Consider the following 26841-nt stretch of genomic DNA (forward strand, 5'->3'; position numbering starts at 1 on the left):
GTCCATGCGAGCCTGACGTTTGGTGTCCAGCGGCGCCTGAGCGCCTTCCTTGTCTTGGGCTTGGTGCAGCGCCAGGATCTTGTCCGCAGCCTTGTCCAGGCGATCGGCTCGGTGACTCAGTTCTTCATGCGTGCCGCTGCGCTCTTTGCTGGCGTTGCTGGGGAGCTTGACGCCGTCGATGGCGAACATGTCACGCCCGATCAGGCCCTGGGCGTCGCAGGTCATCAAGACCTGGCTGAACAGTGGCCTGATCTGGTCGCTCAGGGAGGTCACAAACTTGGCGATGTGGGCATGGCTGGGCTGGCTGTCACCGCTGAGGGCGATGAACTGGACATTGCGTGCGCAGGCGGCCACGATGCTGCGGCTGGAGATCAGGCCTTGGCTGTAGGCCAGCAAGACGATCTTGAGCATCACGCGCGGGTCGAAGGCGCTGGCGCCCGTGGCGTCGTTCTTGAAGCGCGCATCCAGTGCCGTCAGATCAAGCTCGTGCTCAACCAGGTAGTCCAGCGCGAAGGCGAAGCTGCCCGGCAAGATCTGTTCTGACAGCACCACCGGAAGCAACAGCGCGTGGCGATCACAGGGCTTGTAGCGGGGCATTGCGGGACTCCTGAACGAGTCCGCTCATTTGACGCACTAGGCGTCAAGAAATGAATCGGTGGCGACCCGACTTCAGGTTATTTGACAGCCTCAACGTTCGACGTAAGGGGCAGCAGGCGCGTAAGCGCATGATGTCCCCTTGACGGACGGGTTGGGCATTGCCGCTACTCCGCCCGGCTTTGAAACTTTAGCGACCTGATGGCACTCATGGCGCGCTGAAACTCTGGCCCCTGCTCACTCTGCGGTGCTAGGCAGGCCACCGTGAAGAATGCCGCATCCTTTTCTGGGAGCACCACGAAGAACTGGGATTGCCAGAACTCTGTCTTGGAAGCGCTTGTCGCGACTAAATAGTGCATTGACACGGTCCGCACGTTCGCCTCGACGCTGTTGGCGAAATCGAGCACCTCAGTGACTTTGGTACCRCGCGCTGTCAACCGCGAGAGGATGAGTTCCTTGTCCCAGGACGCCAGCGACAAGTTGACTGCAGCCTGCGTAAGTCGTACCGGCGTTGAGCGAATCATGTGCATAACTGTGCAACCCGCCTTCAAAGGTGGATTGCCTTCTGCTACTGCTCCCACGACCAGATCGATGATCGTGTCAGACCCGAGGGCCGTATCAGGCAGCGGGACTGCTCGCCACCCTTCGGGAATTTGAAGGGTAAATGCACCGTAAGGCGAGGCCCACAAGGTTTGAGCGAAAGAGGGCGCTGCAGCGGCCAACAAGGCGACTGCCAGGCAAGGTGCTCTGAAGAACGTCATTTCAGGGGGCTGATGTTGGCGCCGGGCAATGCCCAACGTGAAAGCTCAGCGGGCGGCGAAGCCGTCCGCTGGAGCGACCGGTTATGCCGAGCGCCGTTTGTCGAAGCGCCGGTGGCCGCGACAGGGAAAAGCCGCCGAAGTTGAAGCCCGTCGAGGGCTGAGGCGAGCACGCCTGGTGGACTAGCCGCAAGCGCAATGCATGCGGAATCCGATACCTGGGCGCTCGCCACTCGTGACACCGACACGCGCTCGCCCGAACGCGCGGACCGCTCGGTCGCCGACGCAACGAGCCCGCGGCACAAGCAGGGCACAAAGCGCTCGATGGAGTTCAGGCTAGCGTGCTGCATAACGTGTTCTAGGGCGACAGCCACTGCTGCATAAAACCGGAGCAGCCGTTGCAAGTGTTTGATGGGCAATGACTATGCCAATAAAACATCGGCAAAAGCGGCGCGAAGTTACAAGTTCTCCGCCTGATGGCACTGCAGCGAGTTGCCTATGCCATTGCATGACGCCGCACCAACTCTCCTGCCCATTCCGCCACCCTCGCCCTCACCTCCGCCGGCCCCATTGCTTCAGCCTCCGGCGCCAGCGACAACACCAGCCGCGCCGCCTGGTCCACGCTCTCGATGGGCAACTTGACCCTGGCCCAACGCTGCGGCCCCGCCGGCTTCTCGGGCACCGCGGCAGCGACGGCCTGGGCGGCATAGCTGCCCTTCTCGGCCAGCCGCCGGCGGCCCTCGGCGGTGATGCGGATGACGGCGACCTCGGGCCGCAACTCCCTCTCAAAGCGCTGCAGCGAAGCCTGCCACCAAGTCGACAGATCGAAGTCAGCCGGGCGCTCGAAGCTCTCCTCGCCSACGCTGAGCGACTGGATGTTGGCGACCTTCAGCGTCAGCGTGCGCGCCCCGGCCCGTGCGACGGCATACCAACTGCCGCCCTTGAGCACGAGGCCGAGCGGCTCGGCGCGCCAATCCCGTTCGCCCTTCCAGCTCAGATAGCGCAGTTCGACGCGGCGGCACTCCAGCACCGCCTGGGCCAGCGCCGGCAGGTGCGCTGCCGGCTCGCCGCCCTGGTACCAGTCCAGCGGGTCCACATGCAGCCGCGCCTGCAACCGGCCGGCCAGCGCGGCGGACTCGCCCGGCAGCGCCGACTGCAGCTTGAGCCGCAGCCGCTGCGAGGCACCGCCCAGGCCCAGTTCGCTGGCCGCCCCCGGCAGGCCCAGCAGCGGCAGGGCCTGGGCCTCGTCGCCGAGCAGGCCGTTGAGGCGTGTTGCAAAGCCCTCGCGCAGCTTGAAGCCGCCGCTGCGGCCGCGTTCGGCATAGACGGGCACACCGGCGGCGGACAGCTCATCGATGTCGCGCAGGATGGTGCGCACCGACACCTCGAACTCGCGCGCCAGCGCCGGCGCCGTGATCTGCGGGCGCAGCTGCAGCAGGATCAGGATGGAAAGCAGTCGGCTGGCGCGCATGCCTTGGATGATGTTCCGCAAAACATGACGCCGATTGTCATGTCATGCCGTGCAGCATGCGCCACCTCCACTCACTCACGAGATGCGCATGACCGACAACTCCGAACGCCGCCGCCTGCTGCAGGCTGCCGCAGCCCTTGCGCTGACGCCGAGCAGGGCCGCGCCTGCCGAACCCGCCGAACCCCAGCCCGGCCCGGCCATGACGGGCGCCCTGCCCACCGCGCGCACGCCCGGCAAACCCGGCGACTTTGACTTCCTGAGCGGCCGCTGGAAGATCCTCAACCACAGGCGTCGCAATGGTGTCTGGGATGTCTTCGAGGGCGAGGCGACGGTGCACGCCATCCTGGCCGGCGTCTGCAGCGTCGAGGAGCTGCGCATCCCAGCACGGCAGTTCGGCGGCATGGGCCTGCGGCTGCTGGACGTGAAGAAGGCGCAGTGGTCGGACTTCTGGGTCAACGCCGCTTCGGGCGAGCTGGGCGCACAAGGTCTGCCAGGCAGCTTCGAAGGCGGGGCGGGCATCTTCCAGGAGCAGTCCGAGGAAGACGGCAAGACCGTCATCTACCGCAGCGTCTGGGACCGCATCACGCCGACGAGCTGCCGCTGGCAGCAGGCCGCGTCGCGCGATGGCGGGAAGACGTGGTTGATGGACTGGTCGATGGACTGGATACGGGTGGCGTGATCAGTGCGCACGCTCTTCCGCCAGCCGCTTCAGCACRCCGCGGATGCCGGCGCCTTCGCTGATCTGCGGGTTGGAATAGCCGTCGCTCTTGCCCGCCTCCTTCTCCCTCACCTCGATGACCTGGCGTGCCCATGCATGTGCCTCGGTGAAGGACCAGGTCTTGCGCAGCGCCTCCTCGTACATCGCCCGGCCGAAGAAGGTCAGCTCGGAGCGCTTGCCGCAGCCGTAGGAGGTGTGGTCCGCGTCGGCCGCCGTCATCACCAGCGTGCCGTCGCCGGCCAGCGGCGCGATCCAGCTGCCCGAGTAGCAGGCCGACACGGAGATCACGCGCCAGCGCACGCCGGCTTCGTCCAGCCAGCGCTTGAGCAGGTCAGGCGTGACGGGCTCGGTCTTCAGCGGCCAGGTGTCGTTGGCCAGCTTGCCGTCGCGGCCGCCGTGCGAGGTCAGGTGCAGAAAGAGCACGTCCCGGTCGCGGTCCATCACGGCGGCCATGCGGGCGATGGTCTGGCGCAGGTTGGCCGGCGTGCCCCAGGGCAGCGTGTCAGTGGTGGCGCGGTTGGCCACCAGCTCCACCAGACGACCGTCCGCGCCGAAGCGTTCGCGCATGGTCTTGGCAACGGTGGCACTCTCGCGCATGAAGACGTCTTCCGAGGCGTTGGGCGCGTAGGTCGCTGCGTAGACGTTGACCCGGCCCGGCTGCGGTGGTCGCAGGCCCTGCAATGCAACAGCGACGAGCTGCGCTTGCCTGCCTATGGTCTCGTCGGTCAACGGCAACCCGACCTCGGGTTCGGCGTCCGCCTCGGCACTGGCCGCTGGCTCGGCCCACCAGAATGTCGGCGGCGCGAGCCAGCCGTTCAGCATCAGCGGGATAGGGACCAGCAACAGGGCAGCACCACGCGCCAGCCCGGAACCCGCTGCCCGCCACAGCAGCACGAGCTGCGTCAGGCCAGCCCAGCACAAGGGCACCAGCCATGCCGTCAGCTGCAGGCTCAGGGGCCAGCTCTCAAACGGATCGAGCGCGGCTCGCATCCCAAGAAAGACACCGCCGGAAAACAGGCCGAGCATCAGCCCGGCAATGCAAACCAGTGCAAACAGCGTGGCTGGCCTTGGCGTCGCAGGCGCTTGTGCCGAGCGAGACCGCGCCACCACCCAGCACAGCCAGGCCATGATGGCGATGCCCGCCCAGCCCGCAAGGAAGCCTTGCCAGAGCAACATCGGCGCACCTTGCATCATCACGCGCTGAGCAATGAACTGCAGCAGATAGCCCGCCAGGACCGGCGCCGCCACCGTCACCGGCGCGGCCTCCAGGCCCTCCCATCGCGGCGGGAGGAACACCAGCACGCGCGCGCCTTCGCGCATCCATGACGCGCCACCCACTGCGGGTGCACAGTCGTCCAGCGCCGCAGCCGTCAGCAACGGCCCGCCTGCAGGCGCGTCCTGCGCCTGATCTTCTTCATTCATCCACCCGCCCTCCCCTGCCGGCCATCGTCTCTAGCCGATGCGCTCGAAGCGCTGCCGCACGACGCCGTCAACCTCCAGTGTGCCGGTGAACATCTCGTAAGGCCTCACCCACCAGCCGCTGTCGTTGTACAGCGGCCGGTAGACCACCACGACCTCCAGCGTCTCGCTGTGGCGGGCCACATGAAGCACTTCGTATTCGCCGCCCTTGTAGTGACGGTAGCGGCCGGGGGCCAGGTGGGGCAGCGGGGGCAGGTCTGAGCTCATGCCCCCGATTTCACCTCAGTGGTCGACGTACCGACGTTCTTGCGGGCCGAGCGCCGGGCCGCTCCCTAGCCGGCCCGCTCTGGCGATGTGCTTGCGGCTCAATGCCGCAAGCATCGCCGTCCCCTCGGGGGACCGGCTGGGCACGCCCGCGTGCAGCGGGGCGAGACTGGACGAGGGGTTCACCGGAATGCGGGGTCGCTTTCCGCGCCGCGGCGCGGCTGCCAGCCCAGGCCGTAATACTCGCCACGGTCACGCGCCCAGGGGTCGAAGGCGTTGGTCACATGCGCCAGCTCGGGCGCCAACTCGGGCACGGTGCGCAACAGCACGCGCTTGAAGGGTGAGACCTCGATGCGGTGGCCGTTGCTTTCCTTGGCCTCGAACTGCTTGCCCGTCGGGCCGTTGTTCATCAGCCATTCGATGCCCAGGTTGCCGTAGAACTCGGGGCGGAAACTGCTGGTGAAGAAGCGGTCGCTGAACAGGCGCCGCGACGCATTCAGGATGAAGACCTGGAACTGCGTCTCCGAGATCGCATAGCCATGCGGCCGCGTGAACTCCGAGAGCCAGCCCACCACCGTGTCCACGTCCTCGATGTTATCCACCAGGCTGCCGTCGGGCTTGCCCAGGCAGTCGTTGATGGGGCTGCCGTCGAGGTTCCTCTGCGCGGCGGTGATGACCTTCTTCGCATCGCATTTGTGCTGGCCATAGATGCTGCGCAGGTCGTTGATGACCTTTTGCTGCCGCGCCCGCTCGGGTGAATCCGCCGGCAGGCGGGCGTCGATGAAGTCGTCGAAGCTGGTCAGCTGGCGCAGCCCGTACTGGCGGCGGAACTCGTTGAAGCGTGGCACACCGTGCTCGCGGTCGCGGATGATGTCCAGGGCCGCGACGTCGATCTTGCCGGTGCTGGACTGCAGCCGCGGTATGGCCAGGTTCTGCAGGAAGGCCGGCGTGTTGCCCAGCGTCAGCAGGCCCAGGCGCTGGCGGCCCATCGACAGCGCCCAGTCGGCCGCGCCTTCGTTGGCGAGCGCGCCGGTGGCCTTGCCGCGGAAGGTCTCGATGACAGGCACCTTGGCGGCGATGCGATTGGGGTCGCTGTCCCAGTGGCGCAGCTCGATGAGGTCCGGCACCAGCGCATGCAGGCGATAGACGCTGACGAACTCCTCGGGGAAGTTGAAGGGCGAGCCGAAGTGGTTGACGCCGCCGTTCACGTGCTCGGGGTTGGCGAGGTTCCAGATGTCGTCCTTCTTGGCGTCATGGCGCGCAAAGAAGCTGTCGTCCTTGTAGACCCGCGCACCGAGGCCAAAGATGCCCGGCCCCGAGGCCAGGGCCGAGTACCACTGGCCGGCCTTCTTCGCGTCGGTGCTCTTGCCGTAGTTCTGCACGACGATGGCTTCCAGCGCGTTCTCGACGAACGGATGCCCTTCGAACAGGCCGCCCCAGTTGGCGTTCATGCCGAGGTAGAGGGGCTCGTCGTAGAGCAGCTGCGTCGTCCACTCGATGGTGTGGATCTTGGCGATCTCGGCGGCGACGACGAGGCGCCCCACCTCGAATAGCACGTCGGGCGACACGTCGCGGTAGCGGATGACGGCTGTCGGGTTCGCCGGGTCGCGCAGGCCCGAGTCGGCCTCTGGCGTGGCCGCGGCGCGGCGGCGGAACTCGGCGACGAAGGCGTTGTGCTCACGCGAGAACACCGTCTGATAGAAGCCGACGCCGATGCTCCAGTTGTCCGGGAAGGCTGCCGCACCCTGGCCGGCCCACTGCGGCAGGATGGGGTCGTTCGCCGCGAAGACGGGCAACTGGCCCAGGGCCTCGCCCGCGCCGCCACGTGCGCCGGGCGGCATCAGCAGCTTGGCCGGGTCGGCCGGGTCGCGCTTCACGCGCTGGCGCGAGACGTTGTTGTAGCCATAGATCTGCGAGGCGTCCCACCAGGCCGTGTTGTTGTTGGCATGGGTGCGGAAGGCGCGTGCCAGCGGCTTGGTTCCGTCAGCCGCCGTGTAGCGCGGCGGCGCATTGCCGTCGGCGACAAAGGCGCGGTCGATGCGGTCATCGGGCCGGCAGCCCAGCTTGGCCGCATCGCCCGTGCAGCCCACCGGCATCCACTTGGGTTCGTTGCGGCCCTCCTCCATGTGGGAGAACCAGTCATGCGTCATGTACTGGATCCAGAAGGCCGCCAGCACGTTGAAGAAAGGCGCCTTCTGGTAGTCGCAGTTGGCGTCCACCGGATTGCCGGGCAGGCCTTGCCCGTCGCGGCATTTGGCGGGGTCGCTCTGCGCGCGGGTGAAGAGCTTGCGGCTGATCAGCTGCGGGTCGGGCTGCAGCAACGCGATGCGGTCACCATGGCGGTTGCGCGCCAGGGCGTCGTCGCTGATGTCGGGGTAGGTCGCCTCGAACTGCACATTGCGCGCGAACAACGCGCCGGCCGAGCCCATCTTGGGATTGCGGATGTCGTTGCAGACGCCGCTGAGCTGGCGCCAGCGGATCAGATCACCCTGGCAGAGCTGCGGCCCGTCGCCGCCCACGGCCGCGTAGAACGGTGAATCGGCCGCCAGCCGCATCGAGGGCCAGGTCTTGACGGCCGCGCCCGCCACGCCTTCACGGCCCAGGGCGTAGTCGGCAAAGCTGCCGGAGTTGTCGAACAGGTTGAACTTGATCAGCTCCATGCGCTGGTACTCGAGGTCCAGCAGCGCGCCGTCGACGCCCCGGCCATTGGGCCCGAGATGACTCCCGACGCCACTCGTTCCCGGCAGCAGCGTGGCCTTGTCGCCGGTGGCCCAGTAGTTGGACCAGTCGACATAGGGCGTGTTGCGGAAGGCCGCGGCCTTGTCGCTGCCGCGGCAGCGCGCCACCTCTTCGCCGACCTTGCCATTGAAGCGCTCGCCGCGCTCGTCGGCCACCTTGCGAAAGCCCCCGGCCACCATGGCCGTGCAGTTCCTGGTGTCGTCCAGGCTGGCCTGGGGGGTGGTGCTGATGCAGCCGGCCAGCAGCAGCGGCGTGAGCAGCAGCCAGGTGAGTGCATGCTTCATGAGCTTCTCCTCGTCTTGTTCTTCGCAGATCGCGCAACATAGCGAGGCTACGGCCATAGCGTCAATCCTTCGAAGGCCCCGAAAAATTCACCTTGAGGACAGCCACCCGTGCCTGCCCTTGCACGCGACTGGCAACAGGCCGCGGCAGCTGATGCCGCCAGGGCGCACACAATGCCGCGCAAATCGTCGAATCCGCGCGACCGAGCACGCGGCCAGCCCCTCATCTCTGATTGTTTGCGAGCGATATGAACCCGTCACGCCGTCAACTCCTGCAGTTCAGCGCCGCCACGGCCGGCCTGCTGGCCGCCGCCCAACCGGTGCGCGCCGCGGGCGGGCCATTGCTCGCGCCGCGGCTGCGCCCGGGCGACACGATCGGCCTCGTCAGCCCCGCCAACGCCACCTTCGAGCGCGAGCCGCTGAAGATGGCCGTCGAGGTGCTGCAGGCCCTGGGCTTCAAGGTCAAGCCGGGCGAATTCGTCGCCGCACGCCGTGGGCCCTTTGCCGGCACCGACGCCCAGCGTGCCGCCGACATCAACGCCATGTTTGCCGACGATTCGGTGGCCGGCATCCTCGCCATGACCGGCGGCTCGGGCTGCAACCGCATCGTCGACAAGCTCGACTACGAGCTGATCCGCCGCAAGCCGAAATTCTTCGGCGGCTTCAGCGATCTGACCTGCCTGGTGAACGCCATCCACCGCCAGACCGGCCTCGTCGCCTTCCACAGCCCCGTGGCCGTGTCGGAATGGAACGACTACTCGGTGCAAAGCTTCAAGGCCATCGCGATGAATGCCGAGGCCGCCGTGCTGCGCAACCCTGTCGTCAAGCCGGTGGACGACCTGATCGCCCGCGAGGAGCGCATCACCACCGTGCGCCCCGGCAAGGCGCAAGGCCGGCTGGTGGGCGGCAATCTCACCGTGCTGGCGTCGATGGCCGGCTCGGCCTATTTCCCCGATTGCCGTGGCGCCCTGCTCTTTCTCGAGGACATCAACGAGTACATCTACCGCATCGACCGCTGCCTCTCCACGCTGCGCCTGGCCGGCGCGCTGTCGCAACTGAGCGGCGTCGTGCTCGGCCGCTTCACCAAATGCGAGCCCGGCGAGGGCTACGGCAGCCTGACACTGGACGAGGTGTTCGACGACTACTTCCTGCCGCTGAACGTGCCGGTCTACCGGGGCGCGGCCATCGGCCACATCAAGCGCAAGCTGACCGTGCCGGTCGGTGCGCCGGCCGAGATGGATGCCGACGCGGGAACGATCCGGCTGCTGAGCCCGGCCGTGGCCTAGGTTCCCCGGCGCCCGACCCCCGAGACTGCCGCATGCGTGCCAGCGGACCGCGCCTGCTGCTCATCCTCACCGAATGGCCGCCCGCCATCGGCGGCATGCAGACGCACGCCAGGTATCTGGCGGCGCACTTCGCGCGCCACGCCGCCTGCGTGGAAGTGCTGACCTATCGCGTGACCGACCCGGCCATGGCCGAGGCCGCGCGCGCATTCGATGCCGGCTGCTCCCATGCGGTGCATCGGGTCCTGTCGCGGCTGGGCTATTGGCACAACCAGGAGCTGCTGCTGGACCGCATCCGCGTGTTCCGGCCCGATGCGATCTATGCATCGACCGTGTTCTACGGCCTGCTGCGCTCGCGCGCCGGCGTTCCGGTCGTCTGTCGCTCGGTGGGCAACGACGTGCTGCGGCCCTGGCTGGGTTATCCCTATCCCTGGGGCAGCCGGGCCATCGGCTCGGCGGCCATGCAGCGTGCACTGAGCTGGTGGCTGGAGCATGGCCAGCATCCCGACTGGGTCGACCGCCTGTTCCGTGACGGCCGCCAACGAGTGATGCGCCACGCCGCGGCGGCCCACAACGGCATCCTGGCCAACAGCGACTACACGGCCAACCTGCTGCGGGCGATTGGCGTGGCGGGCGAGCGGATCGAGGTCGTCTCGGGTGGGGTCGCCGCTGGCGAGTTCCGCCCGCCGCCCGGTGCGCGGGCTGCCGCGCGCGCGGAGCTCGGCGTGCCCGAGGCTGCGCAGGTGGTGCTGACGGTGTGCCGGCTCGTCGAAAAGAAGGGCGTTGAAGTTCTGCTCGATGCCCTCGCCAGGTTGCGCGGTGAATTCCCGGCCATCCGCCTGTTGATCGTCGGCGACGGCCGCCGCCGCCGAGCCTACGAGGCCTGTTGCGCGCGCCTGGGGTTGGCTGACGTGGTGCGCTTCGAGGGCCGTGTACCGCACGAAAAGATTGCCCGCTACTACTGGGCGAGCGACGTGTTTGCGTTGGCCAGCTACGAAAGCCACCACGCCGGCGCGCGCGACGTGGAGACCATGGGCCGGGTGCTGTGCGAGGCCAACGCCGCCGGCGTGCCCGTGGTGGCCACCGCCAGCGGCGGAACGCCGAGTGTGCTGCGTGACGCCGACAACGGCCTGCTCGTGGCGCCGGGCGACGCCCAGGCGCTGGCCGCGGCGATCAGGTCGCTGCTGCGCACACCGGCGCAGGCCAGCCGCCTGGCCGGCAACGGGCTGGCGCGTGCGCGGCTGGAATTCGATTGGTCGGCGGTGATGGCACGCAACGAGGCGGTCGTGGCTCGGTCGCTGGCGTCGCCACCGGCGCAGTGAACCAGCGGCGGTCGCAAGGCCGCGCCGTCAGCGCTGCGCCGTGACCCAGTTCACGAGCGCATCCAGCATGGTGTTGGAGGGCAAGATGCGCTGGCGCATCGAGCGCGACTACCAAGACCTCAAGCAGCAGCTGGGGCTGGGGCACTACAAAGGCAGAGGCTGGCGGGGCTTCCATCATCACGCCAGCCTGAGCATTACCGCTTACGGCTTCTTGATGACGCAACAGCTCCGGCATCCCGAAGGCGCCGGATCGACTGTCACGCACCCCAGCGCAGGTCATTGAACGTGAAAGCTTGTCTTGCAGAAAGAGGAAACGCACGTCGCCACCAGCGCAAGACCTTCCTCCCGCGGCCAGCCGTAGCCGTCGAGGATCGCGAAGACCAAGGACGCCTCCAGGTTCTCGTCATCATGAGAGCCTCGGCCCGCCCGCAGTGCCTCGCGCAGGCGCTGCAGGCGCGCGTTCAACAACGGCCGGTCGTCCGCTGCACCGATGCTGGCCAGCACCATCGCCGCCTGCGCCGTGTCGTGCGCGGAACCGTTCTCCAGAGTCCTGCGATAAAAGGCGCGCATCGCGTCAGCGGGTAAGTGGCTGGTGACCTTGGCGGTGTAGCTCATCACATCGCCCTCGTCTTGTTGCGCAGCGACCTCGAACTGCGCCGAATAGGTCTTGGGGTCCCAGCGCATCAGGTAGACAAGCGCGGCAGCTCTGGCATTGGGCAACCAGCGCCCCTGAAGCGAGGGCATCAGCCGGGCGACGTCCTGGATCAGATCCGGTGTGGCGAAACGCGCCACGAAAGCCAGGGTCACACCCAGCCCGATCTGACCGGAGGTTGTTGCCGCTGTCGGCGCCTCCTTCAGCAGCTTGCGGCGAAGACAATCGTCTACATCGGCCAGCGTCGCCACGGGCAAGTCTCGGACCTGCTCGAAATACATCGGGTGATCGCCGCACGCGTGGCGGACGACATAAGGCTGGGCCAGGTCGGGATATTGGTTCACGGCCAGGCTCAGCGCGTTGGCGTCGTCCGGATGCGCGTCCAGGTAGTGCTGCAACGCGGCGACGACGGCGAGGCCGTCGAAGGCGCCGCGGAAGTCGCGCGCCAAGCCGACCAGTTGGTAGCTTTGCAACTTGTCGAGATGCGCGGCAATGAAATCCCGAGCGACGACAAAGTCGGTCACATCCATGGCCGCTGCGTCACCGCGGAAGGGTTCGAGAACCAGCCAACTGGCCTGCAGACGGGACTCCCCATCGCGCAGCGGCAGGGTCGCAGCGAGTCGATGCAGCGCCGCCGCGCGGATGCGCTTGCTGAGCGCGGCGTCTGCCGCCCAATCCGCCGGCCATGAAGCCTCGACGCTGCTCTTCAGGAGCACGAGGTCGTCGATCAGATCCGTGCGCGCCAGCGCCGGGTCCATGACAGCCTTCTCAAGCGCCTCGATGACTCGCTGACGGTCGCTGGCATGCCAAAGCCCCCGCAGGATGTCGATGCGGTACGGATGAGCGCCCTGCGGTTCGAGAACCAGATCGAGCTTGGCCTGCGCCGCGGCATCGGAAGACATTCGGGCCAGCGCTTGTACGGCCGCCGCCGACTTGCGCCCTGACGGCGCGCCGGTGATTTCTGCAGCCAGCATGCGGACGCGCGCCGCATCCTCATCGGGCGACGGCATCTCCACGGCAAACGTGACGTCGTTCGTGGTGAGTGCCTTGCGTCCCGCCCGCCGAGTAACGACGTGCACCGAATAACGCCCCGGGCGATCGAAGCGGTACCGCTGATCGAGCACCAGCGTTAGCGTCAACTCCCGCCCCTCGGGCACAGCCTGCAGGTTGATCACGTCATGCTGCTGCGGCATCCAGCGCTCGCGATCGATCGCGGCGGGAGGACTGCCATCAAGCGCCGTGATGACGACCTCGTCAGAGAGGTAGTCACCCAGCGAATTGGTGACGATGCGCCCCGGCGCCTGCAGCGCGCGAAATCTCAGATCCAGCGCAATGGGCTCGCCGGCCTTGAACGCCGCCCGGCCACTCTTGACCGACAAACTGACCGTGACTGGCGCATCGGCCGCATCGGCCTGCGCTGGCGCAGGCTGGATCGTCAGGCAGGCGATGAGGAGCGACAGTAGCGACAAGCGCATGGAGATATCCCGGTTCGGAAACGGGATCGTAGGACCATCACGCAAAACCTGGACGTCGCTCCCGTTTCGATGGAATCCCGCCTCCGCGCGTTCGCCGCGAGCAGCTCAGGCGGCGGCACGAAGCGCCCGCGCCTGTGGCCATTGCGTCGCAAGCGTCTACGCATGGATTTCAACGCCCGATCGGCACGAAGACGGTCGCCGGTGAGCACTGCGGGATGACAACACAGGGTCGGCGTCGGGCTGGGCTCGCTTCACGACGCGCGAGCCCGGCGACGACTACTTCCTGCCTCTGAACATCCCCGTCTTCCGCGGCGCAACCATCGGCCGCATCAAGCGCAAGCTGACCGTGCCGGTGGGAGCGATGGCCCAGATGGATGCCGACGCCGTCACGCAGCGCCTGCTGGCGCAGGCCGTCGCCTGAGGGCCACGGCCGAAGCCGCCTTCCCGGCGGCGCCCTCAGTCCTTGCGCTGGCTTGCCCGATGAAGGCGCTGCCGCCACGGTGAGACGTCCCGGCGCAACTGCGACGGACCGCCTGCCGCACGCCTAGAGCCTCAACCCAAGCGCCGCCTGCGCGCCAGCAGACCCACCGCCCCAATCCCGGCGAGCAGCAACGCGTAGGTGCGCGGCTCGGGAACCGCGCTGATGGAAATATTGAGCACCGCATCGCGCACTGCAGTGCCATTGGCCACCAGGTGATAGGTGCCGGGACCGATGGCCCCGTCGAAGGCCGACACGGCGTATCCGCCCAGGACACCACCGAACGCATCGCTGATAACGAGGGTGTTGCTGGCATCGAAGATGTCGATGTTGACGCCGACGAGGCGCGGCCCCGGGCCGGCGGCAGTCGAGATCTCCCACACCGCACGCCCGGTCAAGCCGGTGATGCCCGCCCCTAGCGTGAACGTGACGCTCTGCGACAGCGCGCCGGTTTCCTGCGTCACCACCGTGTCGACGATCAGCGTGTCGCCAGAGCCGAACGTTCCCTGGAGCGTCGCTGTGGCATTGAGCACGTTGAAGTCGACCTCCCGGGTCATCGCGTGCGCTTGCCCCACCATTGCCGCGAACCACGTCGCGGCCAATGCCAATGCCGCCTGCCTGAACCCTGCAAATCTAGCCATCGCGATCTCCTGTTGCCTTGGCATGGCGCCCGATACCTAACCGGGTGCCGAGCAGAAAACATAGGTGACGCTGCGGCTTAAGCAACTTTCCAACTAGGGGTTCGGCAAGGCGATTGACACACACGATCCGGCGTGATGTCGACGGGTCGTGTTGCAGCGCGGTCAGTCGGCCAACAAACGCCGCCGCCTGACGCCGCTCGGGATCAAGCCTTCAGCGCTGCCCTGCCACCCACTCCACCAGCGCATCCAGCACCGGCCGCCCCTTGGCCGCAGCCTCGGGATGGTTGAGCAGCGCGACGAAGACCCAGGGCTTGCCCGACGCATCCGGCACGAAGCCGGCAAGGCCGACGGCATCGCGCAGCGTGCCGGTCTTGAGCCGCGCTCGGGCCGTGGCCGGGCCGTCCTTCAGGCGGCGTGACAGCGTGCCGTCGACACCGGCGATGGGCAGGGTACCGAGCAGCTCCGGCCCCTGGGCGCCGCGCTGGCCCGCGCGCAGCACGCCGGCCAGCAGGGCCGGGCTGACCCGCTCGCCGCGCGACAGGCCCGAGCCGTTGTCCAGCACCAGCGCTGCCGTGTCGACGCCATGGCCCGCAAGCCAGTCGCGCACGACGCGCTCAGACGCCGCCAGCGTCGGCTCGCCGGGTTGCGCCGCCTGGGCGCCGAGCTGCAGGTAGATGAGCCTTGTTGCCGCGTTGTCGCTGCGCTTCATGACCCCGCGCAGCACCTCGGCCAGCGGCCGGCCGCGGTGCGTGGCCAGCACGACGGCACCGGCCGGCGCGGCACCTTCCGCATCGCCCGGCCCCATCGTGCCGCCCAGTTCGGCCCAGAACTGGCGCACGACCCGTGTGGCCAGCCACTGCCGGTCGGCGATCTGCAGCGGCGCGCGCTGGTGGCAACCGGCCGGGAAGGCGCCCTGCAGCTTCAGCGCCCAGCCCTCGCCGGCGGGCTGGGCGAGAGCCGGTTTCCAGTCCTCGTCCCAGTCCTTGCACGGCCTTGCAGACAGTGTCATCGAGCTCGCATCCACGCTCAGCCCTGGCAGGGCCGGCAGGGCGCGCGCCGTAACGCCGGTGGCCGTGGCTTGCAGCTCGAAGTCGAGCAGGCTGCCGTTGAGATGCAAGGCGTCGGGGATGACGTTGTAGTCGAACTCGGGCGCATCGTCGAAGGGCGGCAGGCCGACATCGAAGCGGGTCGGTTTGAACAGCGTGCGGTCGATGACGAGGCCGCCACGGATCTCACGCACGCCGCTTTCGCGCAGCTGGCGCAGCAGCCACCACAACGCCGGCCAGTCGAGGTCGGGATCGGCGCCTCCTCGCAGGATCAACGGGCCGTCAATGGTCCCTCCGACAGGAACCGAACCTGCCAGCAGCTCGGTGCGGCCGCGGTGGTTGATGCCGAGCTTGTCCATGGCGACGGTCGCCGTCACCAGCTTCATCGTCGAAGCCGGCGCCATCGCCGCGTCGGCGCGTTGGCTCAAGGCCGGCCGAGAGCCGTCCAGCGGTTGCAGCACAAAGCCGAGGCTTTCCGCCGGCAGGCCGGCCTTGGCCAGCGCGGCCTGTACGGGGTCGGGCACCGAGGTCGTCGCGCAGCCGGTCAGCAGCACCACTGCAACCGGCAAAGAGATCCGCATCAGCCATCGCAGGAAACCTGCGCATTGCGGGCCGAGCGCCGGGCCGCTCCCAAGCCGGCCCGCGTTGGCGATGTGCTTGCGGCTCGATGCCGCGAGCATCGCCGTCCCCGCGGGGGCTGAGGCCGGACACGGCAAGTCCTGTGGACTTGTTGAGCCTGCCGAAGAGCAGCCGCTCCGGCGGCTGCGCGGTCTGCAAGACCGACCGGGATTGCCGGCGTTCAGCCGGCGCAAGACCGGGCGAGGGGCTCGTTTCACTTCAACAGGCTCCCAGGCGGTGGGCGACGAGGCGAGCCAGGGCCACGTCCTCCAGGCCGATGCCGACGCTCTTGTAGACGACGATGTCCTGCGCCTCGCGCGGACGCGGGCTGACGATCAGTTCGCCCAGCTCAACGAGCCGCTCGGGCGCGATGACGCCCGGCACGGCCTGCACGATGTCGCCGGCTTCCAGCTCGGCGGCGGTGCGCCATTCAACGACGACCAGGGCCGCACGGGCCAGCAACGCGTCGTCCAGCTCGCGCGCCGTCTTCGTGCTAGAACCCACGGCAGCGATGAAGGCGCCTTGCTTGACGAGAGCGCCGTCGAACAGCGGCACGGCCGAGCGCGTGGCCGTCGCAATGACATCGGCCTCGGCAGCGGCCGTGGCGGCATCCACGACCCGGGCCGGAAAGCCAATCTGTGCCTCGATCTCGCCTGCGAAGGCCTCGCCGCCACTGCGCGCGCAGACCAGCACGCGCTCGAAGCGCCGCACCCGTGTCAGCGCCTCGACATGGGCTCGCGCCTGGATGCCGGCGCCGAAGACGGCCAGCGTCTTGACCTCTGGCAGCGCCAGCAGGTCCGCCGCCACGGCGCTGGCCGCGGCCGTGCGCAGCCGCGTGAACTCGTTGGCCTCCAGCGTCGCAATCGCCTCGCCGGTCTCGGCCGAGAATAGGCTGACGAGGAAGTGGTACTTGCCGTTGCGCGCCGAATAGACCTTGGTGCCGAGCACCGCCGGCAACTCACCGTCGGCGTCGAGGATGGCCCCCATCGCGCTGATCGCGAGCGCGGCGCCGCCCTGCGTGGCAGTGGCACGGTGGCGGGCCAGCACCTGCGCCTGGCCGCGGCCGTGCTGGGCAAAGGCGGCACGCAGGGCGGCCACGGCGCTGTCCGGGTCGAGTACGGCCGCGACATCGGCCTCAGTGATCAATCGCATGAAGAAAACCTCCGCCGGCACTGTATGAGGGCCGCCGCGCACCGTGCGCGTGCTTTCACATCAGCACGCATTCCCGCAGGTTATGTGCAGCGCACAAGCATTCATTGAACAGCGCGCAACACCTGGGGTGCGGCCCCCTGGGCGCTCCCCCGCGCGCCAGCGAACATCGGCGGCAATCGAATCACATGCAGGAGTCCTTGAGATGAAGTTGAATCGTCTGGCAACCCAGCTCGCCATCGTCGGCCTCGCCGGCCATACCGGCGCTGCCCTGGCGCAGAACGACAGCGCGCGACTGGAGCGCGTCGAGGTGACGGGTTCCAGCATCAAGCGGATCAAGGATGAGGGCGCCCTGCCCATCCAGGTGATCAGCCGGCGTGAGCTGGAGCGGGCCGGCATCGCGTCGGCCGAGCAGATGATCATGCAGCTCAACATCAACGGCAACGGCCTGGACAACCTGGCCGGCAATGCCGACGTGGTGGATGGCGCCGCGCGCGGCAACAACGGCGCCTCCAGCGCCAACCTGCGCGGCCAGGGCAGCAATGCGACGCTGATCCTGCTGAACGGCCGCCGCGTGGCGGCCCACGGCTTGAACGGCGGCACGGTCGACCTGAACCAGATTCCTTTCGCCGCCATCGACCGCGTCGAGATCCTCAAGGACGGCGCCTCGGCCATCTACGGTACCGACGCCATCGGTGGCGTCATCAACTTCATCCTGCGCCAGAACTACAGCGGCGTGACGATCAACGCGCTGGCCGACGTGCCGCAGCAAAAGGGCGGCGAGATCTACGGCGCCTCGGTGACGGCCGGCTACGGCAACCTGGATACCGACGGCTTCAACTTCCTGGCCTCGCTGTCGGTGCGCGACAACAAGGTGCTGCGCGGCGACCAGCGCGACTTCGTCAACACCTACCAGCCCGATCGCGGCCTGTCGCCCGACACGCGCGGCACGCCGATTGCGACGCTGTTCGCTGTGGCCGGCACCACGCCAACCGGCGCTGCGCTGGGCAACGTGCTCAGCCAGGGTGGCAACAACACCGCCRGGCCGTTCGACTTCGCCAACCCGGCGCTGCGCGTCAACGGCATCAATATCCTCGACCTGCCCGGCGGCGCCGGCTGCTCGTCGGTGGATGGCATGAGCCCTTACCAGGAGACGCTCTGGGCCACCGCGGCGTCCAAGTACGGCTGCGCCTGGGACACCGGCCGTGCCGCCGTCATCCAGCAGCCGATCAAGAACACCAACCTCGTCAGCCGCCTGACCTTCAAGCTGGGCGACCACCGCGTGTTCGGCGAGGCCGTGCTGGGCCGGGCCGAGTCCACCAAGAGCTTCTCGCCCAACCAGATCACCAGCGGCTCGGGCACCGCCACCATCAATCTGGCCGGCACTGTTTACCCCAGCCCCTTCCGCAACCTGCGCTACCCCAGCACCGGCGCAGGCTACAACGACGTGTTCAACGCACTGGTCAAGTCATTCCCGGCGCTGGAGGCCAACCGCGGCCTGCCGATGGCCTTCCGCTGGCGCTGCATGCCCTGCGGCAACCGCGAGATCGACACCACGGCCGACACCGCGCGCTTCCTGGTCGGCGCGGACGGTGCCTTGCCTTTCCTCACCGATTGGGACTACCGCGTCGGTTTCTCGCGCGCCGAGAGCAAAGGCAGCTCCACGGTCGGCAAGGGCTATCACTACTGGCAGCCCTTCGCCGACCTGATCAACACCGGCGTGCTCAATCCCTTCTCGCTGACGCAGACGCCCGAGGCCCTGAAGGCGCTGGACGCCATCACAGCCGAGGGCGTGACGCTGTACGGCGGCAAATTCACGATGGAGCAGGCCGACGCGACCGTGTCGGGCCCGGTATTCAAGCTGCCCGGCGGCACGGTGATGGCTGCATTGGGTGTCGACTCGCGCACCGAAAAGTACAAGTTCGACGGCGACCAGCGCTCCAATGCCAACACCGTCGCCGCACAGATCTTCAACGTGCCCTTCGACAACGCACTGGCCACGGCCGGCACCCTCAAGCGCACCATCAAGGCAGTGTTCGCCGAGGTGGCCGTGCCAGTCATGAAGGACATGGAGATCACCGGCGCCATCCGTCGCGACGACTACACCGGCTTCGGCTCGACGACCAACCCCAAGGTCTCGCTGCGGTACAACCCGACCGAGCAGCTGCTGTTCCGCGGCGCCTACAGCACGGGCTTCCGCGTGCCGACCTTCAAGCAGATGTTCGACCCGATCACGGAGAGCACCTTCGTCGGCGCCGACTTCACCGACCCGGCCACCTGCTCCTCGCGCGTCGTCTCCAACACGCCGGGCTGCCAGTCCGTGCGCGACTTCAGCACCCTGTTCGGCGGCAAATCGACGCTGGGCCCTGAAGAGGCCAAGATGTACAGCGCGGGCGTCGTTTTCCAGCCAACGAAAGACCTGGTGGCCAGCCTGGACTGGTGGTCGATCGAACGCACCGGCACGATCCAGTCCTTCGGCCTGACGACGCTGGCCGAGAACTACCAGTACTTCAAGGACAACTTCATCCGTGACGGCAGCGGCAAGCTCCTCGCCGTCGACACCCGCTATGTGAACGCCGGCGAGACCAACACCAAGGGTCTGGAACTGGGCCTGCGCGGCAACACCAACGCCTTCGGCGCGGCGTGGACGGGCAGCTTCGACGTGTCCTACCTGCTCGACAAGAAGTCGCGCCTGGTGCCGAGCGCGCCGATGGGCAGCAGCGAGGTCGGCCGCTTCACCCGGGCCGGCGACCTGGGCATCCGCTGGAAGCACACCGCCACGCTGACCCGCACCGAGGGCGACTGGGCGGCCACGTTCCAGCATGTCTACCGCACCGGCTACCAGGACTTCGTGCTGCCCGGCGTGGCTAACGGCACCGTGACGCCGGCGAACTGGAACCCGCGCGTGGCGGCCTACTCCATCCTGAACGCCAGCCTGGCCTACGGCGGCATCAAGAACCTGACCATCACGGCCGGCATCAAGAACCTGCTCAACGAAGACCCGCCGTTCAGCGTCACCTACGACACCAACACCGGCGCCGGCTCCAGCTGGGAACCGCGCGTGGCCGACCCGCGCGGCCGCTCGTTCACGCTGCGCCTTGAGTACCGCATGTTCTGACCCCTCTGACTCCCTGCCGGCCCSGGAAGCCGGTTTCCAGCCCCGCCTGTGTCGGGGCTGTTTTTTTGATGAGTGCCAGTTGTGCCGCGAGGCGGCCCAACCCGCGCAAGCGCGGCACGCCTGGCGGCGCGTGACTGGCCCTCCTCACTCGGCTGCTTCGCAGTCGAGAAGGCCGTTCACACGAGGGTCAGCGTGCCGGCAGCGACGGCCATCTCGGCGGCTACGCCCAACGGCAGCGGCCGATTCGGCTGCCCATGGCCCGAAGGCCAGCCGGCGAGCACCGGGCAGCGCAGCTTGGGGAGGTGATCAGCCAGCACGGCGTCGGGACTCTCAGCGCCGCTGAAGCTGCCAACGACAAGACCGGCAATGCGGTCCAGCACACCGGCCAGGCGCAGTTGGCTCAGCATGCGGTCGACACGATAGGGCTCTTCGCTGATGTCCTCGATGAAGAGCAAGGCGCCGTCGGCATCGGGCAGATAAGGCGTGCCGAGCAACGCACAGAACATCGCCAGATTGCCGCCGATCAGGTGGCCCCTCGCACTGCCGCCGTGGCTGAGCGCATGTGGCGGAGCCTGACCGATGACGTCACCGACGCGCCAACCGCGAGCCAGGCCCTCGAACAGCGCATCGGTGTCGGCTTGCGCGCCGGGCAGGCCCCAGTCGCTGGCCGGCATGGACGCGTGCAGGGACGGGATGCCCGCCTGGCTGCGCAGTGCATGCAGCACGGTCAGGTCGCTGTAGCCGATCAGCAGCTTGCGCGTGTGCGCCAGCAGGCCGAGGTCGATGCCATCCATCAGCCGGATGCAACCGGAGCCGCCGCGCAGCGCGAGCACGGCGTCGAACTGCGGGTCGCCGAAGGCCGCGTGCACGTCGGCCAGGCGCACGGCGTCGGGTGCGGCGAGGAAGTCCAGCGGTGGCGGGCCGAAGCAGCTTGGCAACAGACGGGCTTGATAACCGCGCTCGCACAACCAGCCTTCAACTGAATCGAGCCGACCTGGCTTGGGCGGGCCGGCCGGCGCGATGACGGCGACGCATGCGCCCGGGCGCAGCGGCGGGATCAGGAATTCGTCTTCAGCCATTGGTGAACGGCTGCGCCCAGGGCCGGCAGCTTCCAGGTTGTCGAAGCCTCCGGATGCGGTGCGTAACGCATCCCCAGGCTGGTGGTCACCGCAATCAAGTAGTGCAAGTCGCCGTCGTGCACGATGCCGGCGTCGCTCGTGTAGTTCTGCGTGTTGCCGGTCTTGTGGGCGAAGTGCACCGGGATGCCGGGCACCCAACCCGGCAAGGCTCGCAGCGACTCGCTGCTGAGGTTGTGGTGCAGCTTCTGTGCATCGAGCGCGCGGCGGATGACGTCGCGGCTGGCGGGGCTGATCAGCGTGGGCTGGGCGGGCGCGTCCGCGTCCAGCCGCCACATCAGCCGCAGCGCGTCCCAGGCCGTCATCTGGATCTGCCCGACGCCCGAGCCGGCCGCATTGCCCCAACCGCCATCGGGCTGGGTGTTGGCGATCATCAAGCCCGGCAGGCCAGCGGCAGCGAACAACTCGTGCATCTCGTTGTGCACCTCGCGGCCGCCTTCGCGACGGATGGCACCGCGCTCGTGCAGATGGGTAACCAGCGCCGAGGTCGCCTCGTTGCTGCTGACGGTGATCATGTCAAACAGCCAGTCGGCCATTGCGCGGGTCTTGCCCGTGAAGTTCAGAGGCAGCGCCCAGTCGCTGCGACCCGCATCGACGAGATGACCCATGCCGACGGCCACCATCATCTTCAGCAGCGAGGCCGGATAGGGCGCGACAAAGCGCGGCCCGCTGCCGAACCAGGCCGGGAAGTCGATGCGAGTCCAGTCCGCGCCAGGCAGCCAGGCGTAGGAATCGCCCTTGGCGTCGCGCACGTCGGCATGAAAGGCGATGTTGGCGACGGCACCGGTGGTGGCATCGAAGCGCGCAATCAGCCCCTGCGGATGCTCGCGCGAGAACAGCACATTGGCGCAGACCGGCGCCTTGCCGTCGCGCGGAAAAACCGCCACCGCGAGGTCGATGCTGGGCGGGGCATCCAGCGGCTCGCCGCCACGCAGGCTGTCGGCCGTCTGCTCGAAATGCTGGGCCTGGACGGCTTGCAGCAGCGCTGCAGCCAGGTCGTCTTTCCTCACAAGCTCAATCCCTCCAGGGGCAGCGGGCTCGCGCGGCCCGACACCAGTTCGGCCACGATGTTGGCCGTTGCGAAAGAGAACGTGAACCCCAGGGCACCATGCCCGACATTCAGCCACAGCCCGGGCACGCCGCTGGCGCCGAGGATGGGCGCGCCGCTGGGCGTGGCCGGGCGCAGGCCGGCCCAGGGCGTGGCGCGGTCATAGTCGGCCGCGTGCGGGAAGGTGGCACGCACCGAACGCTGCAGCGAGGCCAGCCGCCGGCCATCCAGACTCAGGTCGTCGCCGACCAGGTCGACCATGGCCGCGATGCGCAGCTCCTGGCCGATGCGGGCGTAGAGGATCTTCTTCTCGAAGTCGGTCACGCTGACCTCGGGCGGCCGGTGACCAGGCTGGATGGGCGCCGTCAGGCTGTAGCCCTTCAACGGGTAGATCGGCAGCTCGACGCCCACCGTGGCCGCCAGCGCCCGGCTGTGCAGGCCGGCGGCGAGGACGACCGCATCCGCGCCAATGCCGCCGAGTTCGGTCTGCACGCCCAGCACGCCGCCCTGGGCATCGCGCTGCAGGCTCTTGACGCGGCCGCCGAGCCGGCCGCGAAAGCGCTCGTGCTGGCCCAGCCTTTCGTACAGCGCCGTGCAGAAGGCATGGCAGTCGGCCACCGCCTCGCCGGGCGTGAAGATGCCGCCGGCCAGCGTGGCCTCGGTGTCAGCCAGGGCGGGTTCCAGCGCGACGCACTCGTCATGCGACAGGGCCTGTTCGGCACCACTGCCCTTCACACGGGCGGCGACACGCGCGAACTCCGTCGGCTTGCGGTAGACGACCAGCTTGCCCGGCGTGCGCAGCGCGATGCTGTCGCCCAGCTGYGCCTGGGCCTGCAGCCGCGCGAACGAGGCCTGGCTGTAGGCGCCCAGGGCCAGCAGCCTCTCGGTCGTGCGCCGGTTCACGGGCCCGCGGCAATTGCGCAAAAAGGCGATCAACCAGGCCCATTGCGCCCAGTTCGCCTCGGGTTTGAAGCGCAGCGGGCCGTCGGGGTCGAGCAACCAGCGCAGCGCCTTCAGCGGCACGCCGGCGTCGGCCAGCGGCGACACATAGCGATAGCTGAGCTGGCCGCCATTGGCACGGCTGGCGCCCTGGGCGAMCTCACCGTCGCGCTCGATCAGCGTGACGCCGTGGCCACGCTCCAGCAGCGCCCAGGCGGTGGTCAGGCCCACCACACCGCCGCCGATCACCACGCAATGCTTCATCCTGCCCTGAACTTCTTGAACCTGGCGGCAGGGTAAAGACGGCGTGCGGCCGCTGCCAATGAAACCGGCGGCCACGGCCATAACCGTGCGACATGGGAGCGGGCGCACTCAGAGGCCGGGCGTCGGCCTGGCGCGGCGGTTGAAATGATCGTCAAGCACATCCAGATAGGCGCGCTGTGTGTCGGGCGGCAATGAGATGCGCAAGGTGTCGCGCAGCATCGCGGCGCCCTCTGGCGTGCCCAGAGCCGCGTCGATGAGGCGGATGGCCGCGTGGCCCCAGGCGGTGCGCGGGCAGGCGATGCCGCTGACGATGGCCTCGCTCGCACCCTTGATGGGCAGCGCCGCCAGCGCCGGTTCGCCCGATTGTTCGTCCGCGGGCTGGCTGGCCTGGGCGATCAGGACGTTCGGGTAGTCGAGGGTGTAGTCCGCCCGGCGCTGCATGAGCATGGGCAACAGGCTGCTGCCGTAGTCGCCGCCGAACAGGTGCTGCACCTGCGGGCCGGCGGGCTGGGCCTTGATCAGCGCATCCAGGGCCGGCCCGTAGCTGCGTCCCTGGGCCAGCACGCCGCGCAGCGAGGCGTCGGCCAGCAGGGCCTTGAGGTCCACGGCGCCGTTTGCGTCCAGCGGCAGCGCGGCGCGACGGTCCCGGCGCACGATGAGCTGGGGCGGCGGCACCAGCCAGGTGTCGGTGAAATAGGCCAGGCGCTCGCGCTCCGGTGTGCGCGCGGCGCCGGCATGGCAGGCCCGCCGACGCTCGCGGATGAGCACCCAGCTGCGCTCGGCATTGGCCACCGTGGGCTGCAAGGCCACACCGGGCAGCCGCGCCTGCAGCCAGCGCGTCAGCTCGTCTGCGGGGTGGCGCATGACGTCGCCATCCGGCACCACCATGGTGTTGCTGACCAGCCAGAGGATGGAGTCGACCGCCGGCGGTGCGTCGGCGGCCTTGCCGGTGCTGCTGGCTACCGCAATAGCAAGGGCAAGGCCGGCCTCCCGGACTCGCATGCGCGGGTCCTCAACCAGCCAGCACGGCCGCCATCGCCTCGGCGGTGGCTTCGACGTTGCGGGTGTTCAGGCCGGCCACACACATACGGCCGGAGCGCAGGATGTAGACGCCGAACTCGGTCTTGAGCCGCTCGGCCTGCTCGGCGGTGAGGCCGGTGTAGCTGAACATGCCGCGCTGGGTCAGGAAGTAGCTGAAATCGCGGCCCGGCAGCTTGGCGGCGAGCACATCGTGCAGCTGGCGGCGCATGGACTGGATGCGCTCGCGCATGTCGGCCACTTCGGCCTCCCACATCTCGCGCAACACCGGCGTGGTCAGCACCTTGGCCACGACCTGGCCGCCGTGCATGGGCGGGTTGGAGTAGTTGCGGCGGATCATGAATTTCATCTGGCCGAGCACGCGCGCAGCCTGGTCAGCGTCGGGGCAGACGACGCTCAGGCCTCCGCAGCGTTCACCGTACAGGCTCATGCTCTTGGAGAAGCTGTTGGCGATCAGGAAACTCAGGCCCTCGTCGGCCAGCAGGCGCGGCGCGAAGGCGTCTTCGTCGATGCCGTCGCCATAGCCCTGGTAGGCCAGGTCCAGGAAGGGCAGCAGGCCGCGCTCGCGGATGACGGGCACCAGCGCGCGCCATTGGTCCTGCGTCAGGTCGACGCCGGTCGGGTTGTGGCAGCAGGCGTGCATGACGACGATGCTGCGCGTGGGCAGGGCCTTGAAGAAGGCCAGCATCGCGTCAAAGCGCAGGCCGCCGGTGGCCGGGTCGTAGTAGGGATAGGTCTCGCAGGTGTGGCCCGAACCCTCGAAGACCGCACGATGGTTGTCCCAGGTCGGGTCGGAAAGATAAATCTTGCTGTCCGGGAAATAGCGCTTCAGCAGATCGGCGCCGACCTTCAGGCCGCCACTGGAGCCGACACCCTGGATGGTGGCGATGCGGCCGGCCTTGATGGCCGGGTGATCCACGCCGAACAGCAGGGCCTGCACGGCGCTGCGAAAGTTGGCCGCGCCTTCCATCGGCAGATAGGGCCGCGGGCCGGCCACCTCGACAACGGCCAGTTCGGCCGCGCGCACCGAGGGCAGCATGGGGATGCGGCCGTCGTTGTCGAAATAGATGCCGATGGACAGGTTGATCTTGCCGGCGCGGGGGTCCTTCTGGAAGGCCTCGTTGAGGCTCAGGATGGGATCGCCGGCATAGGCATCGACGTGCTCGAACATGGGGTGGGTCTCCGATGGGAAGTGCCGATTATCCAGAGCCTCGTCATCAAGGCTGTGGACTGCGGTTGAACCCACCGGTGCTAGCCTGCGGCGGCTCAGGGAGAGCCCTATGCCGGTGCGTCATGTCTTCGTGTTGATGTTGGAGAACCGCTCCTTCGATCACTTCTTCGGGCTCAGCGGCCGCGTGCCCCGGCCCGCCGACCCTCGCTTCGGCCCCGGCGCCACCGACCGCGCCAGCGCTGATCCGCCGCACGAGTTCGATGCCGTTCGCCAGCAGATCAACGGCGGCGCGATGGACGGCTTCCAGGGCGTCGGCTGGCAGGGCTTCGAGCCTGCACAGGTGCCCGTGATCCAGCAGCTCGCCGACGAGTTCCTGCTGTTCGACAACTGGTTCTCTTCCCTGCCGGGCCCGACCTGGCCCAACCGCTTCTTCGTGCATGCCGCGTCCAGCGGCGGCCTGGCCACCAGCCCGACGAACCTGCAGATCGCCGGCTCGGTGATCGCGAGCAATTCGGTCTTCCGCTTCGAGCACGGCACCCTCTTCGACCGCCTCAACCAGCGTAGCCAGCCCTGGCGCATCTATCACGGCGACGTCGTTCCCCAGGTGCTGGCCCTGCCCGGCATGGCCAGCACCTTCATCAAGCCCAACGAACGCTTTCATCCGTTCAGCAATGGCGATGAAGAGCACCCCGTGCACAGCGATTTCGCGACCGACGTCGCCCACGCCAACTACGCCCCCGTCTACACCTTCATCGAGCCCACCTATGACCCCAGCGGCAGCTTCGGCAGCGGCAACTCCCAGCACCCGCTGGGCCGGGTCAGCGCCGGCGAGGCGCTGATCAAGTCCACCTACGAGAGCCTGCGCAATTCGCCACTGTGGCCCGACAGCCTGCTGCTCATCACCTGGGACGAGCATGGCGGCTTCTACGACCGGGAGCCGCCGCCGGGCGCCACCCCGCCGGGCGACGCGCCGCTGAACCGGCCGACGCCCGACGTGGGCTTCGCCTTTGACCGCCTGGGCGTGCGCGTGCCCGCCCTGCTCGTCTCGCCGTGGGTGGCGCGCGGCAGCCTGGGCAGCCAGGTTTTCCCCGGCCAGTCTTTCGACCACAGCTCGGTGGTCAGATCGGTGTTCGACACCTTCGGCCTCGGCCCGGCGCTGACAGCCCGTGACGCGGCAGCGCCCAGCTGGACCTCCGGCCTGCTGGCCGCGGCCCGCCAG

Annotated in this window: 20 protein-coding genes and 1 pseudogene; 6 read left to right on the forward strand and 15 right to left on the reverse strand. The window is 68.3% G+C overall.

The features are described from left to right. From AC1DU6_RS02460 to AC1DU6_RS02470, 3 genes are all read right to left on the reverse strand, one after another. The coding region (locus AC1DU6_RS02460; protein WP_477855994.1) for a transposase at positions 1 to 597 on the reverse strand (597 nt) is incomplete at its 3' end. Positions 598 to 761: 164 nt separating this feature from the next. After that, on the reverse strand, positions 762 to 1355 hold the full coding sequence (locus tag AC1DU6_RS02465; RefSeq protein ID WP_477855995.1) for a hypothetical protein: 594 nt from the start codon (positions 1353 to 1355) through the stop codon (positions 762 to 764). A gap of 493 nt (positions 1356 to 1848) precedes the next feature. Beyond that, positions 1849 to 2823, reverse strand: coding sequence for a helix-turn-helix transcriptional regulator (locus tag AC1DU6_RS02470; RefSeq protein WP_457325274.1), 975 nt, complete (start codon positions 2821 to 2823; stop codon positions 1849 to 1851). Between the two features lie 88 nt (positions 2824 to 2911). On the opposite strand from AC1DU6_RS02470, the gene AC1DU6_RS02475 reads away from it, so the two are divergent. Next, positions 2912 to 3502, forward strand: a complete 591-nt coding sequence (locus AC1DU6_RS02475; RefSeq protein WP_457325275.1) for a hypothetical protein — start codon at positions 2912 to 2914, stop codon at positions 3500 to 3502. Here the strand turns inward: AC1DU6_RS02475 and AC1DU6_RS02480 are convergent, their stop codons facing one another. The 3 genes from AC1DU6_RS02480 to AC1DU6_RS02490 all read right to left on the reverse strand — a co-directional run bounded on the left by AC1DU6_RS02480 (position 3503) and on the right by AC1DU6_RS02490 (position 8247). Continuing rightward, positions 3503 to 4963, reverse strand: coding sequence for a C13 family peptidase (locus AC1DU6_RS02480; RefSeq protein ID WP_457325276.1), 1461 nt, complete (start codon positions 4961 to 4963; stop codon positions 3503 to 3505). 30 nt (positions 4964 to 4993) lie between these two features. After that, positions 4994 to 5227: a DUF1653 domain-containing protein gene (locus AC1DU6_RS02485; protein ID WP_457325277.1), complete on the reverse strand. Its 234-nt coding sequence runs from the start codon at positions 5225 to 5227 to the stop codon at positions 4994 to 4996. A gap of 179 nt (positions 5228 to 5406) precedes the next feature. After that, the gene (locus AC1DU6_RS02490) at positions 5407 to 8247 is read right to left on the reverse strand and encodes a peroxidase family protein (protein ID WP_477855996.1); all 2841 of its coding nucleotides are present in this window, start codon (positions 8245 to 8247) and stop codon (positions 5407 to 5409) included. A 245-nt stretch (positions 8248 to 8492) separates the two neighbouring features. Here AC1DU6_RS02490 and AC1DU6_RS02495 point away from each other — a divergent pair, with 245 nt between their 5' ends. The 3 genes and pseudogenes from AC1DU6_RS02495 to AC1DU6_RS02505 form a co-directional block, all read left to right on the forward strand. Next, positions 8493 to 9530: a S66 peptidase family protein gene (locus AC1DU6_RS02495; RefSeq protein WP_056192060.1), complete on the forward strand. Its 1038-nt coding sequence runs from the start codon at positions 8493 to 8495 to the stop codon at positions 9528 to 9530. A gap of 32 nt (positions 9531 to 9562) precedes the next feature. Next, positions 9563 to 10849: a glycosyltransferase family 4 protein gene (locus AC1DU6_RS02500; RefSeq protein ID WP_457323856.1), complete on the forward strand. Its 1287-nt coding sequence runs from the start codon at positions 9563 to 9565 to the stop codon at positions 10847 to 10849. Positions 10850 to 10928: 79 nt separating this feature from the next. Continuing rightward, positions 10929 to 11087 (forward strand): annotated as a pseudogene (locus AC1DU6_RS02505) (transposase); the annotation flags it as partial. 38 nt (positions 11088 to 11125) lie between these two features. Here AC1DU6_RS02505 and AC1DU6_RS02510 read toward each other — a convergent pair. From AC1DU6_RS02510 to AC1DU6_RS02525, 4 genes are all read right to left on the reverse strand, one after another. Continuing rightward, a complete protein-coding gene (locus AC1DU6_RS02510) occupies positions 11126 to 12976 on the reverse strand; it encodes a hypothetical protein (RefSeq protein WP_457323855.1) in 1851 nt (616 codons plus the stop codon). 552 nt (positions 12977 to 13528) lie between these two features. Then, positions 13529 to 14095, reverse strand: a complete 567-nt coding sequence (locus AC1DU6_RS02515) for an FxDxF family PEP-CTERM protein (protein WP_477855997.1) — start codon at positions 14093 to 14095, stop codon at positions 13529 to 13531. Between the two features lie 211 nt (positions 14096 to 14306). Continuing rightward, the gene (gene dacB / locus AC1DU6_RS02520) at positions 14307 to 15722 is read right to left on the reverse strand and encodes a D-alanyl-D-alanine carboxypeptidase/D-alanyl-D-alanine endopeptidase (RefSeq protein WP_477855998.1); all 1416 of its coding nucleotides are present in this window, start codon (positions 15720 to 15722) and stop codon (positions 14307 to 14309) included. A gap of 256 nt (positions 15723 to 15978) precedes the next feature. Beyond that, on the reverse strand, positions 15979 to 16911 hold the full coding sequence (locus AC1DU6_RS02525) for an ornithine cyclodeaminase family protein (protein ID WP_457324953.1): 933 nt from the start codon (positions 16909 to 16911) through the stop codon (positions 15979 to 15981). Between the two features lie 202 nt (positions 16912 to 17113). Here AC1DU6_RS02525 and AC1DU6_RS02530 point away from each other — a divergent pair, with 202 nt between their 5' ends. Beyond that, a complete protein-coding gene (locus AC1DU6_RS02530) occupies positions 17114 to 20026 on the forward strand; it encodes a TonB-dependent receptor domain-containing protein (protein ID WP_477855999.1) in 2913 nt (970 codons plus the stop codon). A gap of 176 nt (positions 20027 to 20202) precedes the next feature. Here AC1DU6_RS02530 and AC1DU6_RS02535 read toward each other — a convergent pair whose 3' ends face one another. The 5 genes from AC1DU6_RS02535 to AC1DU6_RS02555 all read right to left on the reverse strand — a co-directional run bounded on the left by AC1DU6_RS02535 (position 20203) and on the right by AC1DU6_RS02555 (position 25622). After that, complete coding sequence (locus tag AC1DU6_RS02535; protein ID WP_457325812.1) at positions 20203 to 21105, reverse strand: S66 peptidase family protein; 903 nt, start codon at positions 21103 to 21105, stop codon at positions 20203 to 20205. Next, entirely contained in the window at positions 21084 to 22172 is a 1089-nt protein-coding gene (locus tag AC1DU6_RS02540; protein ID WP_477856000.1) for a serine hydrolase, read from the reverse strand. The genes AC1DU6_RS02535 and AC1DU6_RS02540 overlap by 22 nt, the downstream gene beginning before the upstream one ends. After that, on the reverse strand, positions 22169 to 23413 hold the full coding sequence (locus AC1DU6_RS02545) for a D-amino acid dehydrogenase (RefSeq protein WP_477856001.1): 1245 nt from the start codon (positions 23411 to 23413) through the stop codon (positions 22169 to 22171). The genes AC1DU6_RS02540 and AC1DU6_RS02545 overlap by 4 nt, the downstream gene beginning before the upstream one ends. A gap of 108 nt (positions 23414 to 23521) precedes the next feature. Beyond that, positions 23522 to 24415, reverse strand: coding sequence for a hypothetical protein (locus AC1DU6_RS02550; RefSeq protein ID WP_457322811.1), 894 nt, complete (start codon positions 24413 to 24415; stop codon positions 23522 to 23524). A gap of 10 nt (positions 24416 to 24425) precedes the next feature. Further along, positions 24426 to 25622, reverse strand: coding sequence for an amino acid aminotransferase (locus tag AC1DU6_RS02555; RefSeq protein ID WP_457447729.1), 1197 nt, complete (start codon positions 25620 to 25622; stop codon positions 24426 to 24428). 109 nt (positions 25623 to 25731) lie between these two features. Here AC1DU6_RS02555 and AC1DU6_RS02560 point away from each other — a divergent pair. Next, a partial coding sequence (locus AC1DU6_RS02560; protein WP_477856002.1) for an alkaline phosphatase family protein occupies positions 25732 to 26841 on the forward strand: 1110 nt, incomplete at its 3' end.

The sequence above is a fragment of the Roseateles sp. P5_B10 genome (genome assembly GCF_056400485.1).